This window comes from Paenibacillus sp. FSL H8-0317, from assembly GCF_045040685.1.
Lineage (GTDB): Bacteria > Bacillota > Bacilli > Paenibacillales > Paenibacillaceae > Paenibacillus.
On the sequence record NZ_CP150294.1, the window covers coordinates 1,187,278 to 1,212,248 of the forward strand.

The window sequence follows — 24,971 nt, forward strand, 5'->3', positions numbered from 1 at the left end:
GCTTGAGATCATTATCAAGTATGACCTAACGTAACAGTCAAGCGTTGATGTCACGCTGCTGGCTCTCAGAATGATTCTTCATCTTCATCGCGAATATCAGAGCAGACAGGATATAGATCAGGCTTAACAAGAGATAAGGGAGTTGTAGCGAGAATACGCGATCAAAAGTCGTTTCACTAACTCGCACCAATAACCCGCCAAGAAGCGTACCGATGGCACTAATGCCAAAGGACAAAAAGCGAAACACACTTCCGACCCTGCCAAGCATCTCATTAGGAACGGAACGTTGCAGGATGGAGGAACGGGTAACATTGTAGACAATGATGAAAAATGCAGCACAGAAGTACAGACTACCTACCATATACGCATTTGTAGTTAGACCCACCACACCGTAGATGATTCCCATGCACAAAATGGAGGAAATAATCAATTGTTTTGTACTCCATCTCTTACGCATATAAGCAACAGCCTGGCTCCCCACAATGCTGCCGATCGTTGCAATGGAGATGAGAATACCAAATGCAAAAGCATCCAACTGAAGAACATCTCGTACAAAAAAGATCTGAGTAGCCAGGATGATCGAATACATCAGCGTAATGGTGACAGACAGAGTCGCTAGTCCGCGGAGAAAACGATCACGATAGACATATTGAATACCGGACCACATCTCACGTTTCCAATTCTTCATCGGGCGAACTTCCTTCTTGGTTGTTTCCGTATCCCCTGGGTAGAAGTTTCCCTTTAAACTAATTTAAAAAAGCAGAGCTATAACAGCTGTTACAGCGTCTATGGCAAAAGGAAAAACAATATGTAGGGTTATGATAAACCCTCCCAGAGCAACGCCCAGAATATCACTTGTGATTAACTGTCCGGCGGTGAACTGCCCATTCGCTTTCTCCAATTTACTTTCATCTACTAGTTGAGGAATGACCGTCTGCACCGTACTGTCGAATATAACTCGGCTCAATCCAATCCCAAACATGAACAGAGCCAGAATCGGAATGCTCACCCATCCTCCCCAGATACATAACGTCAGGGCAAGCAGAAGGATCATTCGAGTAAAGCCTGCGCCAACAAGCATATGTTTGCGTGAGTATCGATCGATGAGAACACCCACGGGCAGACTGAATAGCAGCCAGGGTAAACGAAGTGCCGTCATGGTGATGGAGGCATACAGCGTATCGCTTGTAAGGGTTGATATAAGCCAAGGAACCGCAGCAAGTGTAAGTCCATCCCCCAAGAATGTAAGCGAAAATGCACCAAATAACTTGGTATAATTCGACTTGATTTTCATCGTTCCCTCCACCAATAAGATGTTAAGCATAGCAACTTTGAGGTTGGAAAATAATGTGTTTTCACTTAAACCAAATTTAAGTTATTCTAAAATAGTTTTCAATGCTATTTTTACATTAAATAACTTCACAAAACGCTTACAAACTTTCAATTCTACCCTACCTTTTCCGCTACGAAGCTGAGATAATGGGAGAGGAATAAGGCATGAAACAGACACAACAACCATGTTCACCAACAGTCTAAAAATAAAAGCTGCATATCCATAGGAGGATTATTAATGACGACACAACCATTGAATCTGATCCAATCCACGGAGGGCCAAGCGTTGCTTGCCCAAATGTATGGACAATCACAAGTAGAAGAACAGACTGCACGTTATACAAAGCTGAACGCAACGTTTGAAGAGTACTTTGGCGCGCAAGAAGGCAGCAAGTTGTTCAGCGCAGCAGGACGCAGCGAGATTGGCGGCAACCACACGGATCATAACCATGGTAAAGTGCTGGCGGGCAGCATTACGCTGGATACACTTGCGGTGGCTGCGCCAACGGCAGAATCAGTTATTACTTTTTATTCGGAAGGCTACGACAAGAAATATGTAATCGATCTCACGGACCTCACGCCAAATACGGAAGACGATGGCACAACAGCATTGATTCGCGGTATGGCTGCTGGATTCGGAGAATTTGGACACCAGGTTGGCGGCTTCCAAGCGTACATCTCCAGTAACGTATTCTCGGCATCAGGCCTCAGTTCATCGGCGTCATTTGAGATGCTGATCTGTACGATTTTGAATCACTTCTATAATGATGGAGCATTGGATGTTGTAACCTTGGCCAAAATCGGTCAGTATGCGGAGAATCACTATTGGAACAAACCTTCCGGTCTGTTGGATCAGATGGCTTGTGCGTATGGTGGACTCATTGCCATTGATTTTGAAAATCCTGCACAGCCGGTTATCGAGCCTGTTCAGTGGGATTTCCAACAAAACGGCTACTCATTGGTCATTGTGAATACGGGCGGTAACCACGCTGATCTGACGGAAGATTACGCTGCTGTGCCATATGAGATGAGAGCGGTTGCTCAGGCACTGGGCAGTGAGTATGTTCGGGAAATTACAGCTGACGCAATCTACGCCAACCTCAAGAAGGTTCGTGAAGCGGCTGGGGATCGTGCAGTGCTGCGTGCGCTTCATTTCTTGGAGGAAAACAATCGTGTCGATGGTCAGGTTCAGGCGTTGCGTGATGGACGTTTTGCTGATTTCTTGAAACTGATTACGGCGTCTGGTAACTCGTCATGGAAGTGGCTGCAGAATGTATATCAGAGTGGTGCTGTGAAGGAACAGGAGATTGGCATCGCGCTGGCACTGACCGAGAATTATCTGCAAAACCTGGGTGACGGCGCTTGTCGTATTCATGGTGGTGGATTCGCAGGGGTTATTCTGACGATCCTTCCGAACGAAAAAGTAGAAGAGTATATGTCATGGATGCACGACATGCTGGAAACGCCAATCATTGTCGTTAATGTGCGTGCACAAGGCGCAGTATGTCTGAATGCATTGATCGCTAACGCGGGCTAAATAGCACTCAGTTAAATAGTTCTAGCATGATTCTACGAAGTCCGGGCTATGTCCGGGCTTTTTGGGTTGTTCATTTTTTGAAAAATCCTCAAACTTTGAAGGTCTGTAATGTGTTATTTAAGTAGTGGCTATATCTCAATAATGTTCTTATGGGAGGAAGGGTCAGATGAGTACACCTACAGTGGCTGGTCAGGAAGAGGCTCAATTATACGAGGAGTTGCGGCGTGCGATCGATGAATTCGAAGAGGGCGAGCAGCGGCAAATAGTTCTGAGTCGGATGGTCAGACAGCTCAGGTTTGCCAAGTGGCGCAAAGATCGTATGCGCAAGGTTGATGCATACTCTCAAAAGATCAAACCCGCGACACTTTGGATCATAATAGCCACAGGTGCACTTGCGCCGGTATTGTTATTTAGCGTGTTCATCTGGGTGTCGTTGTGGGTGGAATAATGAGGAAATGGAGTTTTTTACGAGACTCCTAATTATCAATTCTTCTTACGCTCATACATCTACTTAAGAGGTTTGATGTCATCAGGTGCTGAGGCTGTTTTGACTTCATAAGTATCATAATCTACCATTGCAAATATTTCTTGAGTTTTATTCCCTTTTACGTACCCGTTAGTGATACCGTATGAGACAAGTCAGATGGAATGAATTTGTGGCCTGTAAACTCAACATCAATTCCATAGGTTTCTTTAAAATAAGCTAGGCTTGCGATTTCGGCTTTTTGTACAATTTCTTTTTGCTCGTTGGACATGCAACCGCAAAATACAGTGATACTTAATCAATTAGGATAGTGATTTCGGTTTCCTTATGATCTTTAACATGTCCACTCAAACTAATATTGTGGCTAAGATCTTTCGGCATAAATTTATGATCAATGAATTCCACTTTAGTATTATAGTGATTAATGAAGTATTGATGACCCACTTGAGTGGCTTCTTCAATAACCTTGTCTTGATTCGTTATAGAGTTACATCCTCCCAATATAAGGGATAAGATTATAAGTATAAAAGATACAAATTGAATATTTTTAAAAATAATCTTTAACCTCCTATATATGTTAACTTAACACATTATAATATACTTTAACTTTTTAGATCAGTAAACAGAGAAGAGTTTTTATGGATACCTATATAACTGATAAAACATATAAGGAAATTTCGGAACTGCCCTATCTTAATTTGTATGAAGGAGAGAAGATTTCGTAATCGCTGATCAGCAACGACTGATACAACAGGAACAGAAGATACGTACGATTCATGGAAGGTTGCAGTAAGATACAGTAATTGTCTAAATCTGCTCATAAGTAAAGAGTCAGATAGGAAGTGATCCTCCTACCTAACTCTTTACTTTCCTTGGGTAAGCAGTGCTATAACTGATTAGTGTATATCAGTAGTATTCCTGTTCAATGTTTGAATTTTCTCTTGAATATACTGGTGGTAATCGCGGAAGCTGCTAATGTGATGCAAGGAATCAGAATTCTCGGACTGAATCTTAATTTTACCGTCCTGAGGCAGATTTTTCATCTCAGCAATGACGGATTTGGAACCTTGGATATCACCGGACATGTCCTGGATTCGCTGTAATAATGCCGGATGTCCTTCATGTTGGAGCATTTCGGCGAGCGGTCTCATTTCCTCCAACTTTTGGCTCGACCGTTCAAGTGTGGTCATTACTTTGTCTCCATCTGTACTTGCACTAAGCGAAACCATTCGGTGAATATGGTCTTTCTCCATACGTTCAAGCGCCTCAAGATGGGAAGCTTCCAGTCGTTTGGGATCGCTCCAACTCTCCGACCGAACGGTGTCATTCTGTTGCTGGGAAGCATTGTTCGCAGTGCCATTACCACAGCCCCATAACAGAGATGAGCAGGTTAACACGGCTCCAACGGCGATGATACTTTTTAACCTCATGCTGTCACTCCTTCGATAATTTTCCTGAAGGTAGTATGAGCTATAATATCCAAAATCATGCTTCTTCTCTTCATTTCTGTCCCATAATTAAGCATATCACTGATTTTATCTGGTAAAAATGGCCTAGAAGGATTCATTATTATTTGCTATTTAAACTCAAATTACAGACTTTCTACTTATTTTTGCAGGCATGTGTTTTCGGGTGTGTAGATATTGATTTATAATAAATGGATATAAATACAGGTAAATTGTTACAAATAAACTACGTCTAACAACTGCAAAAAAAGAGACCTGGACGTTTCCTCCAGGTCATTCCTAATGAAACATTAACATTGGTATATTACTTTGCTGTTTTTTCTGGGGAAGAAGGTACTTCCTTTTTTGGATTTCGACTATCGATAAACCAGCCTGGTCCTTGTACACTGATAACCTCCTGTGAGTCGTAGTTATAGGAAACTGTGATACGTTCATCCTCATGTCCCGTTATATGACCGTATAGATATAGACGTGAATGAATGGAAGGATCATCAATATCGTGACTCGTTACAATAAAGTCCGCATTATAGTATTTCTTTATGTACTGAACACTTATTGGTTTAGCTGTTTCTACAATACTTTGCTTCTCTGAGGTAGACATACTTGAACATCCTCCTAATAAGAATAGAAAAATAAGTACGGTCAGAGCTATAGGCTTTATTTGCATAAGCGTTAATTCTCCTTTTATGGAAATAAACTCTAAAGACACTTTAATACAAATTATTGTAATAGACAAGGTGGGGTATCATGACATACATAAATGATAAGACCTATTGGACCATTGCTGATGAGGTATACATACGAGAATTACCATCATCCGGATATAAAAATGAAAATCTTCCAGGTTGGACAATAGTTGAACCGAAGGGAGCAATACTCCACGATACGAATGGTTCGGGATTTGATGCTTCAGTGTTTTACAATGAGGATAATAATCAAGTTATTATTGGTTATAGAGGAACTGAACCACCTGATCGTCCCAAATGGAGTGTACTAACAGACTGGGAGACTGATTTAAATGATGTTGTGGGTAATCGAACCAAGAATTTGGAGGAAACTCACAATTATATGGAGCAATATAAGGAAGAGATTGCCTCGCTACCTCTGCATAAACAAATGCCTTTTATTGAGGCTGAGTCTAGGTATCAGAATAATCAATTTGTTCAGGCAATGGACCTCTTTGATAAAGTGAAGGAGGAGTACCCAGAAGCTGATATATCAACGACTGGACACTCGTTGGGAGGTGCTCAGGCGGAATATGTGGCGATTCGTAATGGAATATCGTCAGCTAGTTATAATCCGCCAAGTATTGTGCATTTACTTCCTGATGATTTACAAGAAAAGGTTCGGAACGGAGATTATCTGAAAACGAATGTGGCCTATGTCCATCCAGGGGATTCTGTGGGTTCTGGTGTGAAGAATGCTGAGCAGCATGTCGGTGCTACTTATTATATCAATTCGACTTTTGAAGATGCTAATCGATACGAGACCATCCCCATGTTCTTACCGGCACCTCGGGAGACGTGGTGGGAACAAAGATTGTTTGGTAACAAGTGGTCGTTTGAATTTATTCGTGTTCCGTCTATATCCGGAGAACAAAGTGTACTATCTAAGTTTTTGGATTCCATGCTAGTGGGTCAGAGAACACATAGTATGGATCATTTTACATTCGATGAGAAAGGGAACATAAGTAATACATTGTATACGATAGATGGGCGACGTGTGGATGGTCAGCCTAGAGTAGAAAATTATTCAGAGATGATGAAGGCAAGAGAAGAGTTTAAGGAAGCGATGAATATGCTTGTCGAGAAGCATGGTTCTGCTATGGGAGGTTTTGGCCAACTTGCGGCAGCATTACTAGGAATCAGCCCAGTCGATATGAATAGACAGAACTCAGCGTACTATGTTGGCGACCAACACGGAAGCACCATTCAGCTAACACCTGAGGAGCTTGGACATGCTTCCAGACAGATGCGGGATAGTCTACATGGTTTTGCCAATGATGCGCGCTCTTCAATCCAGATGTTTCAAGCGCATATATCAACAAGTGAGAGCCAGTCCTTTACACCCATTGCCTATGATGCTACAGCAACGTTGGAGCGGGTCAATCGGTGGTACCAAGAATCCATTACAGAGATCGCAGATTATATCGAACGAAAAAGACAGGATTTTGTTCTGGCAGATCGATAATAGTTTAGTTGCAATGAACTACAGGAGGTGTACATATGGGGAGAATATCTGTCTCTCTGTCAGATTTGAGAAGAGCGATCCAGCAGTGTGAACAGTTGCAGCAACGCTTGATTCAACAGGAACAGCAGATGCGAAACATATATGGAAGACTGCACGATTGGAAGGGGGAGTCTGCAGTACAGTTGTCTGCAAAAATGTCGACATTTCTTGAAGGAACTACATCCAAATTAGCAGAGTTAGAAGCACACAAAGAACAATTAAAACAATATATAAGGAAGATGGAAGAGGCCGACCGCGAAGATCGACGCAAAGCTCAGTACCCTTATTAATCGTCCTTATTTTCCGAACTGGGGGGAATTATGTATATCTATAACAATTTGATATGGCGCTGGACCATCAATCTTCTGTATCCTGCCATTATCTTTGTCTTCCAGAGCTGGGGACCGATATTGGATTCTTGGACAGGTCCTATTTTGTTCGTCGCGGTGTTCTGCTTTCTATGGAGCGATGTAAAAGACATGTTCCTCTCTACAGGATTGACATGGTTTATTGCCATCCCGTGTTGGTGGTATTTCATCGAGCGTCCGAAACCATCGTTCGGTGCAGAACATTTTGCGGCACATCTATGGTTAATTGTACTTATGTATATTGTCCTTGTGCTCATTCCTCAGACCTTAATTCTGACTACTCGGTTGCGGGTAATGGATTATATTAGGGGGAAGCAGATATGAGTCGCATCAAAAGAATCAACAAGCCATACTTCATCTTCCTCATCTGGAACGTACTTATGATTGGTGCTGTACAGGGGTTAACCTTCCAGCATGAGCCTGGTAGAGGCGTGTCTGGTAACGGTAACCTGGGACTTCTGGTGTTAGCTCCATCTCTTCTGACCTTTCTTATTCTATGTATCTGGAAGACAACTTTGTCCAAATGGTGGTTGTACGATCAGCGTCAGCGCTGGGGAGGGAAGGTGCATGCTTTTGTACCCTTGGGTGCTCTTCTACTGTGTGTGTTGTCAGTCTTTCTGGAGTTACGTATCATGGATGACTTACGCATACAACTCAATGGATTTACGAATGATCCGAATTCGGCAGTATACCGTTTTGGTTGGCTGAACCAATACACGAACATACTGTTTTACAACGTGCCGATCCTGCTGTTCGGCTTGTCTTTCTCAATACTGACAGGCTGGCTGATGGAATGGAAACTTCGCAGCCATAGATCCGCATGATCCGATCTGCAAGCGAACGACATCCATATACATAAATATCCCTTATCCGGCTCCAGACGGACAAGGGATGTTTCGCGTTCTTGCTATACTTTCCGTTTATATTTCCCTGTATACGGGATGGTGAGATGAATTTTCAGATCCTTAATCGAGTCTTCCGTGAGCATCATCTTGCTCCCGTTGTTTGATAACTTACGCCAGAGCTTTGGATTTTTGCGATACAGCTTCTCCTGAAGACCATAAATATCCACACCACGCTCAAGGCCGTGACGATAGGTCTGCATGATCTGCTCCCGCAACTTCACTTCACTAATCTGGATCATCTCTTCATATGAGGTAGGCACCAGGTATTCGTACAGGGCAGTGAGGTAGTGGGCATCAATGTTGAACGTAACGTCTTCACCCTGAATGACAGGTTTAATTTTGATCTTTGGCAATCCTACACTGAGCGCCCCGTAGATTGTTCCATCCTTCTGAACTAGCAAGGGAGCACGCCGCATGTCCTTGATTAGCCAATGATAACCGGGAAGCTGACTGCGTGGAAAGTATTCAAAGTCATAGCCAGTCTTTTCGAAAAAGGCCCCTTCCACCAGAAACAAATCATGTTTCTTCTCATTCTCAGCCCACTGGGTATCGTTCAATGCAAGACTTGGCAGATACGTCGTGGTAGCGGGGTCATTATGTGTTGCAATGAGCTTAAAGCTGAGCACAGGCGGGTACAACGATTCTTCCATGTACGTGGGGAGTGGATTGTGAAGAATGCTGTCCAGTGGCGACATATTATAGATGGACGTTGCACTCAGGATTTTCTCCAGAGGCGCTCGTGTTCCATATACCCAAGTTGTATAACGGGATTCTGGAAATCGTCCCAGCATGTCGAACACTTCTTTGATGTGTTTGCTGGTCAGCACACCTTCGGCCATAACGATGGCTGTCACATGCCCCCAAGCCATGTGTAATTGAGCCGTGCGGAACAGCTCGTTCAGCGCCAGACTCATGGTTTTCCCCTCGGCATGTCCGACCCATACAGGCGGTGTATCTGCACTTTTGGTTGAACTTTCACTTTTGGCGACACTGGCAAAATCCAGCGTTTGTACATACAGGTGATACATGCCGTCTTTATAATCAATCCCAAATGCTTTGGCGTAGTCCACCTGTTGAATCTCAAAGGCACTCCAGCATCCACTCGTCATCATGCACATCGATAGGCTTAACAGGCCCAGCAAACATCGCTGTAACAAGTGTTTCATCGTCCGTTTCCTTTCTTACGAGGTTCTTGGGTCTCAAGATAGATGGGTCTTCGTTTACCTAACCCCTTTGGCAGTTTGAATAATGAAGCTATCGCTTGTTTGAAATGAAGTGGTGTCAACGGCGTGAGATATGGAATGCCAAATGATTTGAGATCGGTCAGGTAGATGAGGAACAGAATCAACGACAGGATGAACCCATAGATACCGAGGGAAGCTCCCAAGACAAAACAAAGGAACCGCAGGATCAGCACAGAACTGGTCATGACCTGATTCACAATGGTTGCTCCAGCTACGACGGTAACTGCGATGATGACAATCATGAGGGGAGAGACCATGCCGGCTCGAATGGCGGAATCTCCGATAATCAGACCTCCAACGACAGTTAGTGTCTGGCCGATGGCACTTGGCAAACGCACCCCTGCCTCACGGAACAGCTCCATCAGCAGCATAATGAGAAACATCTCCATTCCCGATTCCATCGGAAGTCCCATGCGTCCAACCGAGATCGTCGCGACTAGAGGAAAGGGGATCTGATCCATATGAAAGGATGTCAGCGCAATATAGAATCCGGGCAGGAACACGGTGATCATCAGGCCAAGAAAGCGCAGCATCCGTCCTACGTTCACAGCCAAGAAGGGAAAGCTGGCATCCTCCGGTGATTTGAGCAAAAGAAACAGATTGACTGGCCCAATAATAGCGCTGGGATTGCCGTCGACAATGAGGATAAAACGTCCATTCAGGAGACATTCTGCAGCAAAGTCAGGCCTACCCGTATAATGGGTGACGGGAAACAAAGTAATCTTCGAAGGCGACAGCAATTCTTCCAGTTCATTGGCGGTTAAGATTCGTTCGATCTCAATCTTACGCAATCGATCCTGGACGTCTTCGATCAGCTCTGGATTGGCGATATTCTTGATATACATCAATGCCACCTTGGTTGCAGAACGTGTACCGATCAGTTCGATATTACAGGCCAGTTGGTTCGTACGCAGACGGGTGCGTATCAAGGCAACATTGACGGCAAGTGGTTCGATGAACCCATCTCTTGCCCCGCGGATCGAAACTTCGGTGGTCGATTCCTCCGGTGTCCGAGTAGGGATATTAGATATATCAATACTCCACATGGCTTGAAGGGATGGTATACAGACTAACATATGACCTTCAAAAACACGGAGAGACATTAGTTCAGTTCCAAATGCCGGATCTTGCAGATCCATTCGGGTCCAATCCAGGCTGATGCACTTTTCAATGTCGGATGTACGGATAAAGTGTGTATTTTCATATGTTCGTTTGAGTTCCGGGAGAATAATATCGTAGATCGCTTCACTATCTACCATACCGCTGCAATAGGTCATAAGGAGTTGCATCGGAGGTTCTCCGATCATATGACTATTGATGATGACATCATCAGATCCGGCAAAAAAGGTGTTCAGGTTATGCTCGTTCATTCGGAACGCTTCAACGTCAGGATTATTCTTGGGTTGGGTTGAGATCGGCACGTTTGGGAGCCTCCTTGTCCTTTTTATGGATTAATGCGGCAATGGTCAATATTACGGTAACGATGGATACATAAGCGAGCATGACCGGGAACTGAATATGATCCACATAATAATCTACATAATCAATGCGCCACCATTGCATCGCCATGAAGCTCATGATGACGGTGATGGTGAGAATCGCGATATATCGTTTCTTCGGCCTGCGGAAATTCAGCAAATCCACAATGAGATACATGGATATAGCGACCCTTGCGAAGGAACCACTGAGCCACTGATAGATGGACAGAAAATCAACGTGTTGCAGCAGCTTGCCGATATTCACAAGTTTCCATTGCTCATAGGGACTGTTTCGTTGTTTTGCTGCTTCTTCAGGTCCGAATTCCACAATGGCTCCGATGGTTGGTCCGATAGCCATACTGAGCATGAAAACGCCGAGGATCAGAATATACCACCACCGAATTTTGCCTCTGACTTCATGTTGGAACAACATGAGGATCCAGATCTCCATAAGTCCGGCAAGAGAGTAGATCATACCCCGCCACACGGGCCCCATGCCGTTTTCCATGATCGGGAACAATAGGCTGTAGTCTTTATATTTCATATTGGCGGACATTACAAAATAACCGAGCAGAACTACAAAAGGCAGTAGAAGACTGGAAGTCATCGCAATGGAGCGTATACCTTTAGCCGCCGCCCATGCGGCAACCAGTGCTCCGCCACCGGCCAGAACATAGGGAGGTGTGAATTGAAGATATGTAGACACGGTCCAGTTGGTTGTCTCATACAACGTATGTGTGCCAAGCGTGAACAGTAGAATGGAAGCGGAGATCCGGAAGATCCAGGAAGGAACAGCACCGAATTCTCGCGTAATCCAATCTGTTAATCGCTGTCCACGTACACGCCGAATAATGATGTACATCATACATAGAAACAACATGAAAAAAGGGCCAGCCGCGACGACAGACAACCATCCATCCCTGCCTGCTGCTTCGAGAATTCCTGGAATGGACAAGACATGGCAGACCAATCCGGCACTTAATAAAATGATGGAAAAGGACAACCAGATGGTAATCTGACCTTTTTCACGACTCATGCGAATCCTCCTTTCCAATGAAGGAAGTTTCCGTTAGGTTGTACAGCATACAGGAAGTTGATTCCTTTTTCAGATTTTTTCACAGAAAGCTGCAAGCGATATGGACGGACTCAGCAGAAAGCTTTAACATACAGATATAGCAATGTCGAAGACAAGCACTGAGCGAGGCATAGAGAAATAGGGAGGAAACCTACGATGACAATAACGACTAAGGCACCTGGAGAGACAAAAGTTGGCTTTATTGGTACAGGCGTGATGGGTAAAAGCATGGCTGGGCACATCCAGAGAGCAGGATATCCGCTGCATGTGTACACGCGAACTGCTGCCAAAGCGGAAGCATTGGTGAAGGAAGGTGCCGTATGGCATGACACACCAGGCAAATTGGCTGCCGCGTGTGATGTAATCATCACGATGGTGGGGTATCCGAAGGATGTAGAGGAGATTTATCTCGGTGAGGATGGTCTCGTAGCCAATGCCAAACCGGGTGCATATCTAATTGATATGACGACCTCAAGTCCGTTACTGGCTGCACGAATCTTTGAAGCTGCGGAAGCCAAAGGACTGCATGCACTGGACGCACCTGTGTCGGGCGGTGATATCGGAGCGCAGAACGCGAAACTGTCCATTATGGTTGGGGGTAGTTCGGAGGCCTTTGAAGCTGTTCGTCCGTTGTTTGAGCAGATGGGCACCAACATTGTGCTGCAAGGCAAGGCGGGAGCAGGGCAGCATACCAAAATGTGCAACCAGATTGCCATTGCCTCTGGCATGATGGGCGTATGCGAAGCACTCGCCTATGCCAAGACGTCTGGTCTGGACGCGGAGACCGTGCTGAAGAGCATCGCTACCGGTGCAGCCGGAAGCTGGTCGCTCAGCAATCTCGGTCCGCGCATGATCGCAGGCGATTATGAGCCTGGATTCTATGTGAAACATTTTATCAAAGACATGGGAATTGCACTGGAGTCTGCAAAAGCGATGGGTATGAAAACGCCCGGGCTGGCTCTGGCCGAATCCCTGTATCAGGAAATAGCGAATAATGGTCTGGATGAGAAAGGTACACAGGTACTCTACACCTATTATCTTCAGGCTTAACATCCAAGAGAACAGCAGCGTAATTCTTTTTCGATTCAGAAAAGATTGCGCTGTTTTTTTCAATTTTGCGGCTTGGTTATGCGTCTAAAGTCACGGAATTGGTTAAATGTTCATATGTACTTTGCATAATGGAGAGATTTTGATCGTTTTCCCTTTATTTTTACCCCGCTTTATCCGACATAAGTAATAGAAGTTTACATAATGAATGTGTCAAAGGATGTTATTCCTCCTGTAATGGTCACCCGTAACCCACACTATAATAGAACGGAGCTTGCCCATGTTCAAGAAAATCCTGTCTCTGTTCAAGACACAACCAGAGCTTGCGAACCAGATTACAGCCTCCGCTTCAGCGTTACCATCAACGACAACCATTCCCCCGCGTATGGTCCGTAGTAAGCGCAAGAAAAAAGCGGAAGGGGATTGGACACGCCAGCCTGAGGAGCCTAGTACAGCAGATCAGCTGATAGGTCTTCCAAGTCAATATAAAGTGCTGAACGACCTGCTCGTTACCAATCCGAAGTCACGCTCCGGTTATTCGCAGATTGATCATGTCGTGATCGGCCCTCGGGCAATCTTTGTGATCGAAACCCGAAATCTGACGACAGGTGAGATTCGCGGCGGACGAAGAGAGGCCAATTGGTCGGTCAGCAGCAGCCGGGTCAAAATGTACAATCCACTCATGCAGCATCGTGCACATGTGGAAGCCATCCATGCACACCTCGGAGACTACAAAAGAGTACGTCTCGTCTCCATGGTGACCTTCACCAACCGTTGCCGCATCAGTGTTGATCCTGCTGTGAGGTATGTGAATTCGGATGAACTGATCATCTACGATCATGAATTGGTGGAAACGATTCAGCGGAAGACGGAACGACTTGAGAGTGAGGTTCCTGAAACCGTATTTCAAGAGAAGGATATTCAGGCGATCTACGCTCTGTTATCATCGGTCAATTCGACAGACCCTCAGATTCGGTCAGAGCATATGGAGAAGGCTAAAGGGATTAAATAATTACGTTTCACGAACACTGTTGTCCATACGGGCGACAGTGTTTTTGTGCTGCGGTGGTAGTTAATGTGGGCATAGTAAAAGGCTTTAGACACAGGTATATCGTCGTATACAACCGATTTTTAACTTATGATAGAATGTAGACCATGTCCAATTGTGTGAATCAAGCATGTTATATGAAAGGATATTTTTGTAAGTAAGTGTTCAAGTCTTGGAGCAGAGGTTAATGGTTCTCAGGAATATACATAGGATAAGGGGAAGATTATACGATGCAATGGAATTATACGATAAAGACGTTCACAGTCATGTTTGGTTTGGCAGCGATTCTGACAGCTTGTGGTGGTGGAGCGAAAGAGACGTCATCGCCGGAGTCTGCTTCCGGTACAGAAGTTGCTTCATCAGAAACAAGCAGCTCGAATGCTGCCGTAACAGAAACCGCAGCAACCGGTTCGAATGGGAGTGAGGAGACAGGTTCAGCCGCAAAAGAATCTTCTTCAGCCGATGACGGCAAGATTGGAAAGGACTCCACACTGGAAGAGTTGAAGAAGCAGTATGCGGATAAACTTGGTTATATCCGTATCCCTCTGAATGATTATCCGGTGCGTCGGGTTAGTGAGGAAGGTTCCAAAAATATTAATGTCGCCAATTATAGCGATGCCGTTGTGGACATGAATGCAGGGGTGCCGATTCATTCCGATTCGCAGCGGTTGATTGATGATGCCTTTCCTTTTTTCACAACTGTACAAGCACCTGACGAATCTTATGTAACCTGGGAAGAAGCAACGAATCTGGAACGTGCCATGGTGAAAACGCTATTTATCGCCCGTGAAGGTCTGCTGATTACTGAAGATGCGATGAAAAATAAGGATTACAGCAGTACATCGTTCCAGGATTCCAAGGATTTCTTCAGCATTACAGCGAAATTTGAATCCATGGCACCTGTTGCACAGCATCCTTATGACATCACATTGAGTACGCTATACGACAAAGCCCGCACGTCGTGGGGCAAGCTTGCTGCAATGGACCCGGAGCAGAATGAAGCGGCGTTTGCCGAGATGTATAAGACGACGAGAACCGATGCCAATAATGCCATGGGGTTGCTTAATGTTCTGTTGTCTACGAATGAGGAAGAACGGGTCAAAGAGATTTACGGGGAATAAAAATGCCGTGATTCAGAGTTAATCTGGATCATCCCGGTAACATGTCTGGATCACATGCCTTCAAACTCTGACTACCGATTGAAGCGGGGTCAGGGTTTTTCTGGTTTTTTCCAATAGGTGTATGATATGTTTTTAGGAGTAAGACATGTACGGAATATAGGTGAGGTGTGTAAAAGATGTGGTGGATGAACTTTTGTAAACGCTTTAAATTTAAAACGAAGCTAATCTTGTTTTTATCTACCGCAACGGTCTTAATCTCCGGAATCACAGGGTTGATCACCTATCGCATCCATATCGACCTGTTTAATGAAGAGGTCAGTCGCCAGTATAGTCTTACCGCAGAGCAGATTCTTGCACGTCTGGATTCCAGGGTACACGACATGTATAAAGTCACCGATTATATCACACTGAATCCCTCCGTGAAAAATGCCATCAAAGCACAGACCTCAGGCATCTCGTCCTATGATCAGATGAAGCTGGAAGATGAACTGGATGATCAGTTGTATCAGGTAAGGCTGGATGCACCGGAGATCATGGGGCTCCGCATATATGATCTGAAGGAAAACATATTTAATCTCGGCGCCTTTGCTGGCTCGTTTCAACAGTTGGACCCTTCCTATCTTGCAGAAATGGTTCATAGACTGGAAGGAACGGGCGGCGAATATGGTTGGAATCGTTTGGGACCGGATGCCTTCTTGCAGGAGGAACAATCCAATTGGATTCTGGCGGGACGATTAATGCGGTCTGTTGATCTGGAGACCTATGGCGTCATGTTAATTCTGTTTAACACCTCGTTGTTCGAATCTTATCTCAAAGATCTGCGACTGAATGAGGAAGTGGCTGTCTACTTGTTTGACGCAGATGGTGAGCTTCTATATGCCTTTCATAATCAGGATGCAGATCCACCACCGCTTACCGAGCTAAGCCTAGGGGCGACCGAGATCAGGGACGAGCAGGGAACAACCCACTTGTATACGAAACAAACGTCAGACAAAGCGGGCTTTACGTTGGTCAGCAAGGTCTCACTCGCTCAGATTCAGAACAAGGGAAAGATCATTCTAAAAGTTGCCGTGTTCTCTGCGTTAGCCAGCGTATTATGCTCATGGCTTATCATTACCGTAATTAGCGGCAGACTGTTGCGTCCGCTTGCGAGCCTGGTCAACGCGATGAAAAGAGTCCGTGATGGACAGTTCGATACACGGGTAAGGATTGAGTCCCGGGATGAGCTCGGCTTCATCGGTGAACGATTCAATGCAATGGCGTCCCGGATTGATACGCTGATCCATGAAGTGTATGAACGGGAACTCAGTGAAAAAGAAGCCGAACTCAAAGCCATTCAGGCCCAGCTGAATCCCCATTTTCTGTTTAACACACTCAGCATGTTTTTCTGGAAGTTCTATATGCTTGGCGATGAGAAATCGGCTCGCCTGGTCACTGCATTGTCGGAGATGCTGCAGTATACGCTGGAGCCCGTGCAGCGACTAACGACCGTGCAGGATGAGATGAAGCAAATGGATCATTACCTGCAGATTCAGCAGGCTCGGTATCAGGAAGCTTTGTCGATTACAATTACCGTTCCTGATGAATTGCTTCGCTGTCAGGTGATCCGACTGTTGCTTCAGCCCATCGTGGAGAATGTTTTTGTTCATGCCTTCTCGGACAAAAGGAACAACCGCCATCTGGAGATTCGTGGCTCGCGGCAAAACGGACATGAGGGAGAGCCGGATCTGCTCATCATTGAAATCTCAGATAACGGCTGCGGCATGCACGCATCGGTCATTGAACGCATTATGACGCCAGTGGCACATGCAGATGAGGAACGTCAGCACATTGGCATGCGGAGTGTACTTCGAAGAATTGAGTTGATTCACGGTGAACCCTACGGTGTACAGATCGAGTCGACTGTGGGAGAGGGTACGCTAGTACGTCTTCGTTTGCCTTATCAGATCGGTGAGGACTCATGCCGGGAAATTCAAATGACTGAGAGGAGTAGGTTCTGTTGAATGGACGTATGCTTGTAGTGGATGATGAAGCATTATTTCGTCAGGGTCTGATTCATCTGGTTCGCAATAACCCCCTCGGTTGGGAGGTCGTTGGGGAAGCGGCCGATGGAGAAGAAGCGATACAGGCTGTACACAGCTGCACACCTGATCTGATCATTACAGACATCAACATGCCTGTGATGGATGGTCTAGATTTGGCCGAACGCATACACGAGAGTGGACTGGACATTATGATTATCATTTTGACAGGTTATCGTGAGTTCGAATATGCACAGCGTGCCATCCGGTATGGGGCAATTGAATTTTTGTTAAAGCCGTTCTCGCTTGATGAAGCATGTCAGGTGTTACAAAAGGCACATGAACGATATCGCCGAAAACAGTCCGACATTCGGATCAGGGAACAATACAGCCAGGTGGACCGTACCGAGAGACTGCGAGAGGAACTGACTTCACTGGTGCTCCATCATCAATTCGGAGCGATAATGAATCGGATTGAGATATTGCTGGAAGAAGCGTCCGGGATGAGCTTGTCACAAGGCAAAGCGGAGATTCATATGCTTATGAAGGTCATGATGGACATACTGGTACAACAGCTTCAGCCTCAGGAATCCGGTGGTATGGACTCAACTGCCCCAGATCCACTGCTCTGGATTCATACCCTTCCTGAAGTCATCACTTGGGCCCGTTGCAAGAGTGAAGAGTGGGTGGATATGCTGATGCGGCTAACTCAGGAACAGCAGGATCATGTCGTTACACGAGTTATACAGTATATTGAAATGAACTATTCCAGCACATGCACGTTGCAGGCCGTGGCTGCCCATGTTCATGTGACACCCAACTATTTGAGCCATTTGTTCAAAAAAGAAACAGGACAAGGCTTCAGCCAATATGTCAGCAAGCGCCGAATCGATAAGGCGAAGCTGCTGCTGCACAGCACTCGGCAGAGCATGGCAGATATCGCGGAACTGACTGGGTTCGATAACTCCAGTTATTTTACAACCGTATTCAAACAGATGACGGGGGTATCGCCCCGTGAATATCGCAAGCAAGTAGCCAAGTGAAGTGCCCGGTAGCAATCCCCCTTGAACTACTGTAGGGTCCACAATTAAAGAGAAGCATTCTCTTAATATCTGTTCGTTTCCAAGGCAACCCCACCATGTGGGGTTATTTTTGTGTAGAAAATTATAAAAGGATCGTTAAATAACAAATGTTTACGCTTACATTTTTATCTAAAATACAACTATAGTACATCAACAGCAGAGAGGAGTGATGGATATGAAGGGGGAACTGACCGCAGGTCCGCCGTCTGGATTACAACCGCCGGACAGTGAAATGAAGCAGCGGATTCGGCAGCAGCAGCTTCGACGATTCAAGATGAATATACCGTTAATCTTGATGTTTGTTCCGGTGATTATGTTCTACCTTACCTTTCGTTATGCACCCATCGGAGGGCTGGTCATGGCCTTCAAGGACTACAACTTCTATGATGGGCTGTGGAACAGTCCATGGGTGGGCTTTCAGCATTTTCAGACGCTGTTCAGTGATCCGCGCACGGTGGAGATTATTCGCAACACCTTGTTCCTCAGTCTGTTAAGCATCATTATCGGGTTTCCCATTCCAATTATTCTGGCCATTATGCTGAATGAAGTGCGAAACATGGCCTTTAAGCGAACGGTGCAGACGGTGGTCTATATGCCACACTTCTTTTCCTGGGTCATCATTGCGATGATGATCATGACGGTTTTCTCTTTGGAAAATGGGATCGTAAACCGCTGGGTCGAGGCCTGGACGGGAGCACCTTATCCGTTCATGTACAACAAGGGTTCATGGGTTGCGGTATTTGTCGGCTCAGGGATCTGGAAGGACATGGGCTTCAATGCCATCATTTTTCTCGCGGCACTAACGACCATTGATCCGAGCCAATACGAGGCTGCACAGATGGATGGGGCCAGCAAAATGCGTCAGATCTGGCATGTCACCCTTCCGGGTATACGCTCCACCATTATTCTTCTGCTGATTCTGTCGATGGGGCGGGTGATGGAGGTCGGATTCGACCAGGTGTATATGCTTCAGAATTCCAATGTCAATGAGATAGCGGATGTAATCAGTACCTATATCTACCGCACCGGTCTTCAGGGAGCACAGTTCAGCCTGACAACGGCGATGGGATTGTTCGAATCACTGGTTGCATTTATCCTCATTTTTAGTGCAAATTATATCGCGCGTCGATTTAACGAAGGTTTGTGGTAGGAGGGAGAACAGCATGAGAAAAACCAAAGGAGAAAAAGTCTTTTATCTAATCAATTATGTATTGTTGTCATTGGTTGCCGTTAGCTGTATCCTGCCCTTACTGAACATTGTTGCCTTGTCATTTAGTGATGCGAGAGCGGTTGTTTCAGGTCAAGTGGGGTTATGGCCCGTCGATTTCACTTGGTTCTCCTATCACAGCCTAATTACGGGAACGCCGATTCTGAATGCATTCTGGAACAGTGTGGAGATCACATTGATCGGTACAGGGCTCAGCATGGCGGTGACGATTATGGCGGCATATCCGCTGTCACGTAGACATTTTTATCACCGGCGCTTCTTTACGATGGCGATGGTGTTCACGATGATTTTTAACGGTGGACTCATCCCGACGTATTTGGTCGTGCAAAATCTCGGTCTTGTGAACAGTTACGGCGCGCTTTGGCTACCGGGCCTGGTGAGCACTTACAACATGCTGATTATGCGATCTTATTTTGAAAATCTGCCGGGGGAAGTGGACGAGGCTGCGCGCATCGATGGTTGTGGTGAACTGGGGCTTTTGTTCCGAATCGTATTGCCATTATCCAAACCTTTGCTGGCGACTATTGCTCTCTTTTACGGCGTGGGTTACTGGAATTCGTTCATGAGTGTGATGATTTATATCAATGATACGTCCAAATACAACATGACCGTGCTCGTCCAAAATATGATTATGTCCAATCTGAATGTACAGGATTTTACCGATCCAACGATGATATCGAATCTGACCCCGGAAGGCATCCGGGCAGCAGCTGTCATTGTGATGGTCATACCCATTTTGGCAGTGTATCCGTTCTTGCAGAAGTACTTCGTTAAAGGGGTCATGCTCGGATCAATTAAAGGTTAAAGCAGGCTGTGGGTTAACCCGCATGGGTTCATATTACAGGAAAGAAAGAGGGTCTTATCTATGGCGTTAACGATGAAGGCATGGATGAAGTCGGGTCTCGTTCTGGGCTTGATCGGTGGTTTGCTGGCGGGATGTACAGGAGGTAACGGTAGCGAACAGGCGGAAGGCGAAGGCAACAGGGGGAACATTACGTCAACGATCTATGATCGGGGCGCGGTCCCAAGCGGCATGGGTACGATCGAAGATAATATGTGGTCCAAGTGGATTAACGAGAATGGCCCGGCAAATGTAAAATATACAGCAGTTCCCCGCTGGGAGTCTCAGTCGAAACTTAACGTATTATTCGCTTCTGGCAGTGCACCGGATATTATTTTTGAATTCGGTACGCCCATCCGTAACACACTGTTTAATCAGAAACAGCTGATGCCGCTGGATGAGTTGATCGAGAACTCAAGTGTGGAATACAAAGCCTTGATGGAGAAATATCCCCAGCTCAAGAAGGCCGGTATCAAAAGCGATGGTAAGCTCTATGAAGTGGGACGTATGAACGAGGTGTTTCCACTAACGAGCTTCTTCATTCGGGAAGACTGGCTGGAAAAGTTGAATCTGGAGGTACCGACCAATGAAGAAGAGATGCTGGCGGTAGCCAAGGCCTTCACGGAGAATGATCCCGATGGAAACGGAGCTAAGGATACATACGGCATCGGTGGATTTCAGTTCGGCGATACAGCGGGTCTATTCCGCTATATGTACAACGCTAACTGGGTGAATGTGGAGGACGGGGAGATGGTGGTTGGTCCCAACAACATGAAAGAAGCCACGGCATTCAAACGTGCATTATATGAAGCAGGTGTGGTCGATAAGGACTTATTGACCGACAAGGACGGGGCCAAGGCGAAGCAGGATTTCCTGAACGGCAAAATCGGTATGTACGCGGCCATGACTTCGGATTATACCGGGTTTGCAGCGAAGGAACTGGATACACTGATGCAGAATGTTCCTGAGGCCAGATTAAAGGTCATCGCTCTGCCAACCACGTCCGTAGGACAGCACACGATGGTGTGGAATAACCCCGTTCAGATGACTGCAGCTGTGAATGCGCGAGCCAAAAATCCGGAAGCAGTTATGCAATATATCGATTTTCTGACCAAAACAGAGTCGGGCCGAACCTTCAAAAATGGATTTGAAAACACGCATTATACGTTAAACGATCAAGGCTGTCCGCGCATCTCTGATCAAGAGAAATACAAGCAGGAGATCAGCTGGGCAGGCGATTACGCCATGTTGTACAGCCGTCTGGAGGAAGGCAAATGCGGGTACACAGAAATGCTGTTCAGCGAAGAGATCCCGTCGCAGAAGGAAGGACTTCGACTATTCAAGGAAGCGCGTGAGGTATACATGACGGATCTTCCGGTGGGAGAGGGCGTTACCCATTCAGAACATATGCCGCAGCTACCCAAGGAGCTTCAGGTCAAGTTGACCAATGTGACAACAGCGATCAACGATATTTTTACCCGTTCCATCATTGGGGGAAGCAAATATACGATCGAACAGGCTGCAACGGAAGCACAGCAGAAGTGGGAACAAGGCGGTGGCCCGGAGATTGAAGCATGGTACAAAGACTGGTGGGGCAAGGAAAAGGATAATGTATTGGTCTGGGACGATTTCTATGAAATCTATGAACAGCAACAAGCTGATTTTGAAAAAGCAGAGTGAATTCAAGGATTCAAATCATTCATACGATTTATAATTTTGGTATTGGTAGAAATAAGCGCTCTGATCCCCTGATCAGAGCCTTTTTAGGTTTGGGCTTCAAATAGGGGAATATTTGACTGAAAAATGAAGTGAATAGAAAGTTCTCGCATTTCGCATGAAACTATATCCAGAACGATGCGTATCATAAGGTATTAATTGTTTTTAAATGTAGAATATTGCCGTATTTCAGAGTATAGTTAAGGAATAATTTAACTTATATTCAACATGATGTAGATATGAAAGTTACTGAAAAATCATGAAAAGAATGTATGGAACACCAGGTTGAAACTATTGGAGGTTGAGTATGAGTTCATTTAAAGGCTGGTTAAATTCAACAAAACAAGGACTTGAAGAGCAAGTCAAAAAGTTTAAAAATAAAGATTTTATGGATGCCGTGGTTGCAGGGTGTGCACTGGTTGCTTTTGCAGATGGTTCCATTGACGAAGCGGAAAAGAACAAGATGGCCGGTTATATCAACCTGAGTCAGGAATTGAAAGTATTTGATATGGCTGAAGTGATTACACGCTTTAATCATTATGTTGCAAACTTTGAGTTCTCTCCAGAGATCGGGAAGCAGGAAGCGCTGAAAGCCATTGGGAAATTCAAAGCCAAGCCGGATGTAGGACGCGTTATTGTGGGTGTATGCAGTGCGATTGGTTCAGCTGACGGCAACTTTGATGATCAGGAGAAAAGAGTCGTTGCCGAGATATGCATCGTACTTGGACTGAACCCGAGTGAATTCAATCTCTAAGTAGCTATTTTACATATGAAGGGAGGTGAAAATCAGTGGCAAGCATTAATTTGGTCAAAGGACAGAAGATTGATTTAACCAAAGGCAATGCAGGACTTACTGAGGTGATTGCTGGTCTCGGTTGGGACCCGGTAACTGCCAAAGGTTTCTTCGGAAGAAAAAAACAAGCGGATGTCGATTGTGATGCATCGGCGATCATGTTGAATGAGGAAGGCAAGTTGGTCAAGGACTCCAACCTGGTTTGCTTCCACAACAAGCAAAGTGCATGTCGTTCGGTTATCCATTCAGGTGACAATCTAACAGGACAGGGAGACGGTGACGACGAACAGATCAAAATGGATCTGTCCCGTATTCCTGCTGATGTTCATAAAGTATTAATCGTTGTTAATATCTACGATTGTGTCAATCGCAAGCAAGATTTTGGCATGATTGAGAAGGCTTATATTCGTATTCTGGATGGTAAAAATTCCAGTGAGCTCGTGAAGTTCAATCTATCCGATAACTACACAGGTTCAACAGCGTTGATCTGTGGTGAATTGTATCGTCATGGAGGCGAATGGAAATTCTCGGCAATTGGAGAGGGTTCCCATGCGGTACATATCAACGAACTCGCTCGCAAGTACTCCTAAGTACAAGATTTAATCTAATTCGACAATTATCCTGATATTCATATGTAACGATAACTACAATAAATTATAAATAAGCGAGGATGATCATACGATGGCAATTAATCTCTCTAAAGGTCAAAAAATCGATCTGACTAAAACGAACCCAGGTTTGACAAAAATCACAGTAGGCTTGGGCTGGGATACCAACAAGTATGATGGCGGAAAAGACTTTGACCTGGACGTATCGGTATTCTGTGCCAATGCAAACGGTAAAGTAGAAGGCGAGAAAAACTTCATTTTCTTCAACAATCCACAAAATGAAAATGGTTCTGTTGTTCACACCGGTGACAACCGTACAGGAGATGGCGATGGTGATGATGAGCAGATCAATATCGACCTGCCTAACGTACCCGCAAATGTAGAGAAAATTGCATTCTCCATTACGATCTACGAAGCTACGGACCGTAGCCAGAACTTCGGACAAGTCTCCCGTGCTTATGTGCGAATTGTTAACGAAGCAAACAACGAAGAACTGATTCGTTTCGACCTGGGAGAAGACTTCTCCATTGAAACGGGTGTAGTTGTTGGTGAATTGTATCGTCATAACGGCGAGTGGAAGTTCAGTGCCATCGGTAGTGGTTACCAGGATGGATTGGTTGGATTAACACGCGATTACGGTTTGCAATAGGACGTACAGAGCGACTTACAGGATGGGAAGAACCGTCTCCTGGACGGTTCTCCTTTTCATTTAATCACATAACTTGGAAAGGTGGAAAAACAAATGACGATCAGTCTTGCCAAAGGACAACGTATTGACCTGACTAAGACGAATCCGGGCCTTACCCGTGTGGTAGTTGGTTTAGGTTGGGATACAAACAAATATAGTGGTGGAGTCGATTTTGACCTGGACGCTTCGGCTTTTTTGTTGTACGAAGATGGAAAAGCCAAAGGTACGGATGACTTTGTTTTTTACAACAATCCAAGCGGCGGTGAGGGTTCAGTGACACATACCGGTGACAATCGTACGGGTGAGGGAGACGGCGATGATGAGCAAGTTGTCGTTGACTTCAGCAAAATCCCTGCGCACATTCACCGGATCGGTATTACGGTAACCATCTATGATGGAGATGGACGAGGGCAGAATTTTGGACAAGTCTCCAACGCTTTTGTTCGTGTTGTAGATGCTGCAAGTGATCGGGAAGTGCTTCGTTTCGACCTCGGAGAGGACTATTCCACAGAAACAGCTGTGGTGTTCTGTGAGTTTTACCGTGCAGGTGCGGACTGGAAATTCCAGGCGGTAGGCAGCGGTTTCACAGGTGGACTATCTGCTTTATGCAAAAATTACGGACTGGATGCACAATAACTTGGCATAGAAAGGTGATTCTGC

23 protein-coding genes and 1 pseudogene are annotated in these 24,971 nt (G+C 45.4%); 18 read left to right on the forward strand and 6 right to left on the reverse strand.

The window, feature by feature from the left end; all coding sequences use genetic code 11:
- Positions 1-37: 37 nt before the first annotated feature.
- Positions 38-1,324: pseudogene (locus tag MHB43_RS05375) on the reverse strand (MFS transporter).
- Between the two features lie 246 nt (positions 1,325-1,570).
- Here MHB43_RS05375 and MHB43_RS05380 point away from each other — a divergent pair.
- The gene (locus tag MHB43_RS05380) at positions 1,571-2,869 is read left to right on the forward strand and encodes a galactokinase (RefSeq protein WP_405131496.1); all 1,299 of its coding nucleotides are present in this window, start codon (positions 1,571-1,573) and stop codon (positions 2,867-2,869) included.
- Between the two features lie 166 nt (positions 2,870-3,035).
- Positions 3,036-3,317 (forward strand): hypothetical protein, encoded by a 282-nt coding sequence (locus tag MHB43_RS05385; RefSeq protein WP_405131497.1) that lies wholly within the window; start codon positions 3,036-3,038, stop codon positions 3,315-3,317.
- 932 nt (positions 3,318-4,249) lie between these two features.
- On the opposite strand, the gene MHB43_RS05390 is transcribed toward MHB43_RS05385, so the two are convergent.
- Complete coding sequence (locus MHB43_RS05390) at positions 4,250-4,783, reverse strand: hypothetical protein (RefSeq protein ID WP_100526550.1); 534 nt, start codon at positions 4,781-4,783, stop codon at positions 4,250-4,252.
- 340 nt (positions 4,784-5,123) lie between these two features.
- Entirely contained in the window at positions 5,124-5,420 is a 297-nt protein-coding gene (locus tag MHB43_RS05395) for a hypothetical protein (RefSeq protein WP_405131498.1), read from the reverse strand.
- Between the two features lie 146 nt (positions 5,421-5,566).
- Between MHB43_RS05395 and MHB43_RS05400 the strand changes: the two genes are divergently transcribed.
- Genes MHB43_RS05400 through MHB43_RS05415 form a run of 4 tightly spaced genes read left to right on the forward strand, consistent with a single transcriptional unit; the run spans position 5,567 to position 8,240 of the window.
- Positions 5,567-7,009: a lipase family protein gene (locus MHB43_RS05400; protein WP_405131499.1), complete on the forward strand. Its 1,443-nt coding sequence runs from the start codon at positions 5,567-5,569 to the stop codon at positions 7,007-7,009.
- Positions 7,010-7,044: 35 nt separating this feature from the next.
- Positions 7,045-7,338, forward strand: coding sequence for a hypothetical protein (locus MHB43_RS05405; RefSeq protein ID WP_100526553.1), 294 nt, complete (start codon positions 7,045-7,047; stop codon positions 7,336-7,338).
- 30 nt (positions 7,339-7,368) lie between these two features.
- The gene (locus MHB43_RS05410) at positions 7,369-7,740 is read left to right on the forward strand and encodes a hypothetical protein (RefSeq protein ID WP_405131500.1); all 372 of its coding nucleotides are present in this window, start codon (positions 7,369-7,371) and stop codon (positions 7,738-7,740) included.
- Positions 7,737-8,240: a hypothetical protein gene (locus tag MHB43_RS05415; RefSeq protein ID WP_405131501.1), complete on the forward strand. Its 504-nt coding sequence runs from the start codon at positions 7,737-7,739 to the stop codon at positions 8,238-8,240. The genes MHB43_RS05410 and MHB43_RS05415 overlap by 4 nt, the downstream gene beginning before the upstream one ends.
- 83 nt (positions 8,241-8,323) lie before the next feature.
- Here MHB43_RS05415 and MHB43_RS05420 read toward each other — a convergent pair whose 3' ends face one another.
- The 3 genes from MHB43_RS05420 to MHB43_RS05430 are packed head-to-tail and all read right to left on the reverse strand — an operon-like array spanning position 8,324 to position 12,079.
- Complete coding sequence (locus tag MHB43_RS05420) at positions 8,324-9,487, reverse strand: Ger(x)C family spore germination protein (protein ID WP_405131502.1); 1,164 nt, start codon at positions 9,485-9,487, stop codon at positions 8,324-8,326.
- The gene (locus MHB43_RS05425) at positions 9,484-10,986 is read right to left on the reverse strand and encodes a spore germination protein (protein WP_405131503.1); all 1,503 of its coding nucleotides are present in this window, start codon (positions 10,984-10,986) and stop codon (positions 9,484-9,486) included. Before MHB43_RS05425 ends, MHB43_RS05420 begins: the two co-directional genes overlap by 4 nt.
- On the reverse strand, positions 10,958-12,079 hold the full coding sequence (locus tag MHB43_RS05430; RefSeq protein WP_405131504.1) for an endospore germination permease: 1,122 nt from the start codon (positions 12,077-12,079) through the stop codon (positions 10,958-10,960). Before MHB43_RS05430 ends, MHB43_RS05425 begins: the two co-directional genes overlap by 29 nt.
- A 195-nt stretch (positions 12,080-12,274) precedes the next feature.
- Between MHB43_RS05430 and MHB43_RS05435 the strand changes: the two genes are divergently transcribed.
- From MHB43_RS05435 to MHB43_RS05490, 12 genes are all read left to right on the forward strand, one after another.
- Positions 12,275-13,168 carry an NAD(P)-dependent oxidoreductase gene (locus tag MHB43_RS05435; protein ID WP_405131505.1) on the forward strand — a complete coding sequence of 298 codons (894 nt, stop codon included), beginning with the start codon at positions 12,275-12,277 and terminating at the stop codon, positions 13,166-13,168.
- A gap of 277 nt (positions 13,169-13,445) precedes the next feature.
- On the forward strand, positions 13,446-14,177 hold the full coding sequence (locus MHB43_RS05440; RefSeq protein WP_036606252.1) for a nuclease-related domain-containing protein: 732 nt from the start codon (positions 13,446-13,448) through the stop codon (positions 14,175-14,177).
- 266 nt (positions 14,178-14,443) lie between these two features.
- On the forward strand, positions 14,444-15,334 hold the full coding sequence (locus tag MHB43_RS05445; protein ID WP_405131506.1) for a hypothetical protein: 891 nt from the start codon (positions 14,444-14,446) through the stop codon (positions 15,332-15,334).
- A 227-nt stretch (positions 15,335-15,561) separates the two neighbouring features.
- Positions 15,562-17,337 (forward strand): sensor histidine kinase, encoded by a 1,776-nt coding sequence (locus tag MHB43_RS05450; RefSeq protein ID WP_405131507.1) that lies wholly within the window; start codon positions 15,562-15,564, stop codon positions 17,335-17,337.
- The gene (locus tag MHB43_RS05455) at positions 17,334-18,398 is read left to right on the forward strand and encodes a response regulator (RefSeq protein WP_221818915.1); all 1,065 of its coding nucleotides are present in this window, start codon (positions 17,334-17,336) and stop codon (positions 18,396-18,398) included. Before MHB43_RS05450 ends, MHB43_RS05455 begins: the two co-directional genes overlap by 4 nt.
- A 271-nt stretch (positions 18,399-18,669) precedes the next feature.
- On the forward strand, positions 18,670-19,587 hold the full coding sequence (locus MHB43_RS05460) for a sugar ABC transporter permease (RefSeq protein WP_307416980.1): 918 nt from the start codon (positions 18,670-18,672) through the stop codon (positions 19,585-19,587).
- Positions 19,588-19,600: 13 nt separating this feature from the next.
- Positions 19,601-20,470: a carbohydrate ABC transporter permease gene (locus MHB43_RS05465; protein WP_036606256.1), complete on the forward strand. Its 870-nt coding sequence runs from the start codon at positions 19,601-19,603 to the stop codon at positions 20,468-20,470.
- Positions 20,471-20,530: 60 nt separating this feature from the next.
- A complete protein-coding gene (locus MHB43_RS05470) occupies positions 20,531-22,186 on the forward strand; it encodes an extracellular solute-binding protein (protein ID WP_405131508.1) in 1,656 nt (551 codons plus the stop codon).
- A gap of 343 nt (positions 22,187-22,529) precedes the next feature.
- Positions 22,530-22,976 carry a tellurite resistance TerB family protein gene (locus MHB43_RS05475; protein WP_221818917.1) on the forward strand — a complete coding sequence of 149 codons (447 nt, stop codon included), beginning with the start codon at positions 22,530-22,532 and terminating at the stop codon, positions 22,974-22,976.
- Between the two features lie 35 nt (positions 22,977-23,011).
- Positions 23,012-23,605 (forward strand): TerD family protein, encoded by a 594-nt coding sequence (locus tag MHB43_RS05480; protein ID WP_145321026.1) that lies wholly within the window; start codon positions 23,012-23,014, stop codon positions 23,603-23,605.
- Between the two features lie 91 nt (positions 23,606-23,696).
- The gene (locus MHB43_RS05485) at positions 23,697-24,272 is read left to right on the forward strand and encodes a TerD family protein (protein ID WP_221818919.1); all 576 of its coding nucleotides are present in this window, start codon (positions 23,697-23,699) and stop codon (positions 24,270-24,272) included.
- 93 nt (positions 24,273-24,365) lie between these two features.
- Positions 24,366-24,947, forward strand: a complete 582-nt coding sequence (locus MHB43_RS05490) for a TerD family protein (RefSeq protein WP_221819295.1) — start codon at positions 24,366-24,368, stop codon at positions 24,945-24,947.
- Positions 24,948-24,971 lie beyond the last annotated feature (24 nt).

Excerpts from the sequence above, each read along its gene's own strand:
- MHB43_RS05380 (WP_405131496.1), top strand. The coding sequence starts at position 1,571 with ATGACGACACAACCATTGAATCTGATCCAATCCACGGAGGGCCAAGCG.
- MHB43_RS05385 (WP_405131497.1), top strand. The coding sequence starts at position 3,036 with ATGAGTACACCTACAGTGGCTGGTCAGGAAGAGGCTCAATTATACGAG.
- MHB43_RS05390 (WP_100526550.1), bottom strand. The coding sequence starts at position 4,783 with ATGAGGTTAAAAAGTATCATCGCCGTTGGAGCCGTGTTAACCTGCTCA.
- MHB43_RS05395 (WP_405131498.1), bottom strand. The coding sequence starts at position 5,420 with ATGTCTACCTCAGAGAAGCAAAGTATTGTAGAAACAGCTAAACCAATA.
- MHB43_RS05400 (WP_405131499.1), top strand. The coding sequence starts at position 5,567 with ATGACATACATAAATGATAAGACCTATTGGACCATTGCTGATGAGGTA.
- MHB43_RS05405 (WP_100526553.1), top strand. The coding sequence starts at position 7,045 with ATGGGGAGAATATCTGTCTCTCTGTCAGATTTGAGAAGAGCGATCCAG.
- MHB43_RS05410 (WP_405131500.1), top strand. The coding sequence starts at position 7,369 with ATGTATATCTATAACAATTTGATATGGCGCTGGACCATCAATCTTCTG.
- MHB43_RS05415 (WP_405131501.1), top strand. The coding sequence starts at position 7,737 with ATGAGTCGCATCAAAAGAATCAACAAGCCATACTTCATCTTCCTCATC.
- MHB43_RS05420 (WP_405131502.1), bottom strand. The coding sequence starts at position 9,487 with ATGAAACACTTGTTACAGCGATGTTTGCTGGGCCTGTTAAGCCTATCG.
- MHB43_RS05430 (WP_405131504.1), bottom strand. The coding sequence starts at position 12,079 with ATGAGTCGTGAAAAAGGTCAGATTACCATCTGGTTGTCCTTTTCCATC.
- MHB43_RS05435 (WP_405131505.1), top strand. The coding sequence starts at position 12,275 with ATGACAATAACGACTAAGGCACCTGGAGAGACAAAAGTTGGCTTTATT.
- MHB43_RS05440 (WP_036606252.1), top strand. The coding sequence starts at position 13,446 with ATGTTCAAGAAAATCCTGTCTCTGTTCAAGACACAACCAGAGCTTGCG.
- MHB43_RS05445 (WP_405131506.1), top strand. The coding sequence starts at position 14,444 with ATGCAATGGAATTATACGATAAAGACGTTCACAGTCATGTTTGGTTTG.
- MHB43_RS05460 (WP_307416980.1), top strand. The coding sequence starts at position 18,670 with ATGAAGCAGCGGATTCGGCAGCAGCAGCTTCGACGATTCAAGATGAAT.
- MHB43_RS05465 (WP_036606256.1), top strand. The coding sequence starts at position 19,601 with ATGAGAAAAACCAAAGGAGAAAAAGTCTTTTATCTAATCAATTATGTA.
- MHB43_RS05470 (WP_405131508.1), top strand. The coding sequence starts at position 20,531 with ATGGCGTTAACGATGAAGGCATGGATGAAGTCGGGTCTCGTTCTGGGC.
- MHB43_RS05475 (WP_221818917.1), top strand. The coding sequence starts at position 22,530 with ATGAGTTCATTTAAAGGCTGGTTAAATTCAACAAAACAAGGACTTGAA.
- MHB43_RS05485 (WP_221818919.1), top strand. The coding sequence starts at position 23,697 with ATGGCAATTAATCTCTCTAAAGGTCAAAAAATCGATCTGACTAAAACG.
- MHB43_RS05490 (WP_221819295.1), top strand. The coding sequence starts at position 24,366 with ATGACGATCAGTCTTGCCAAAGGACAACGTATTGACCTGACTAAGACG.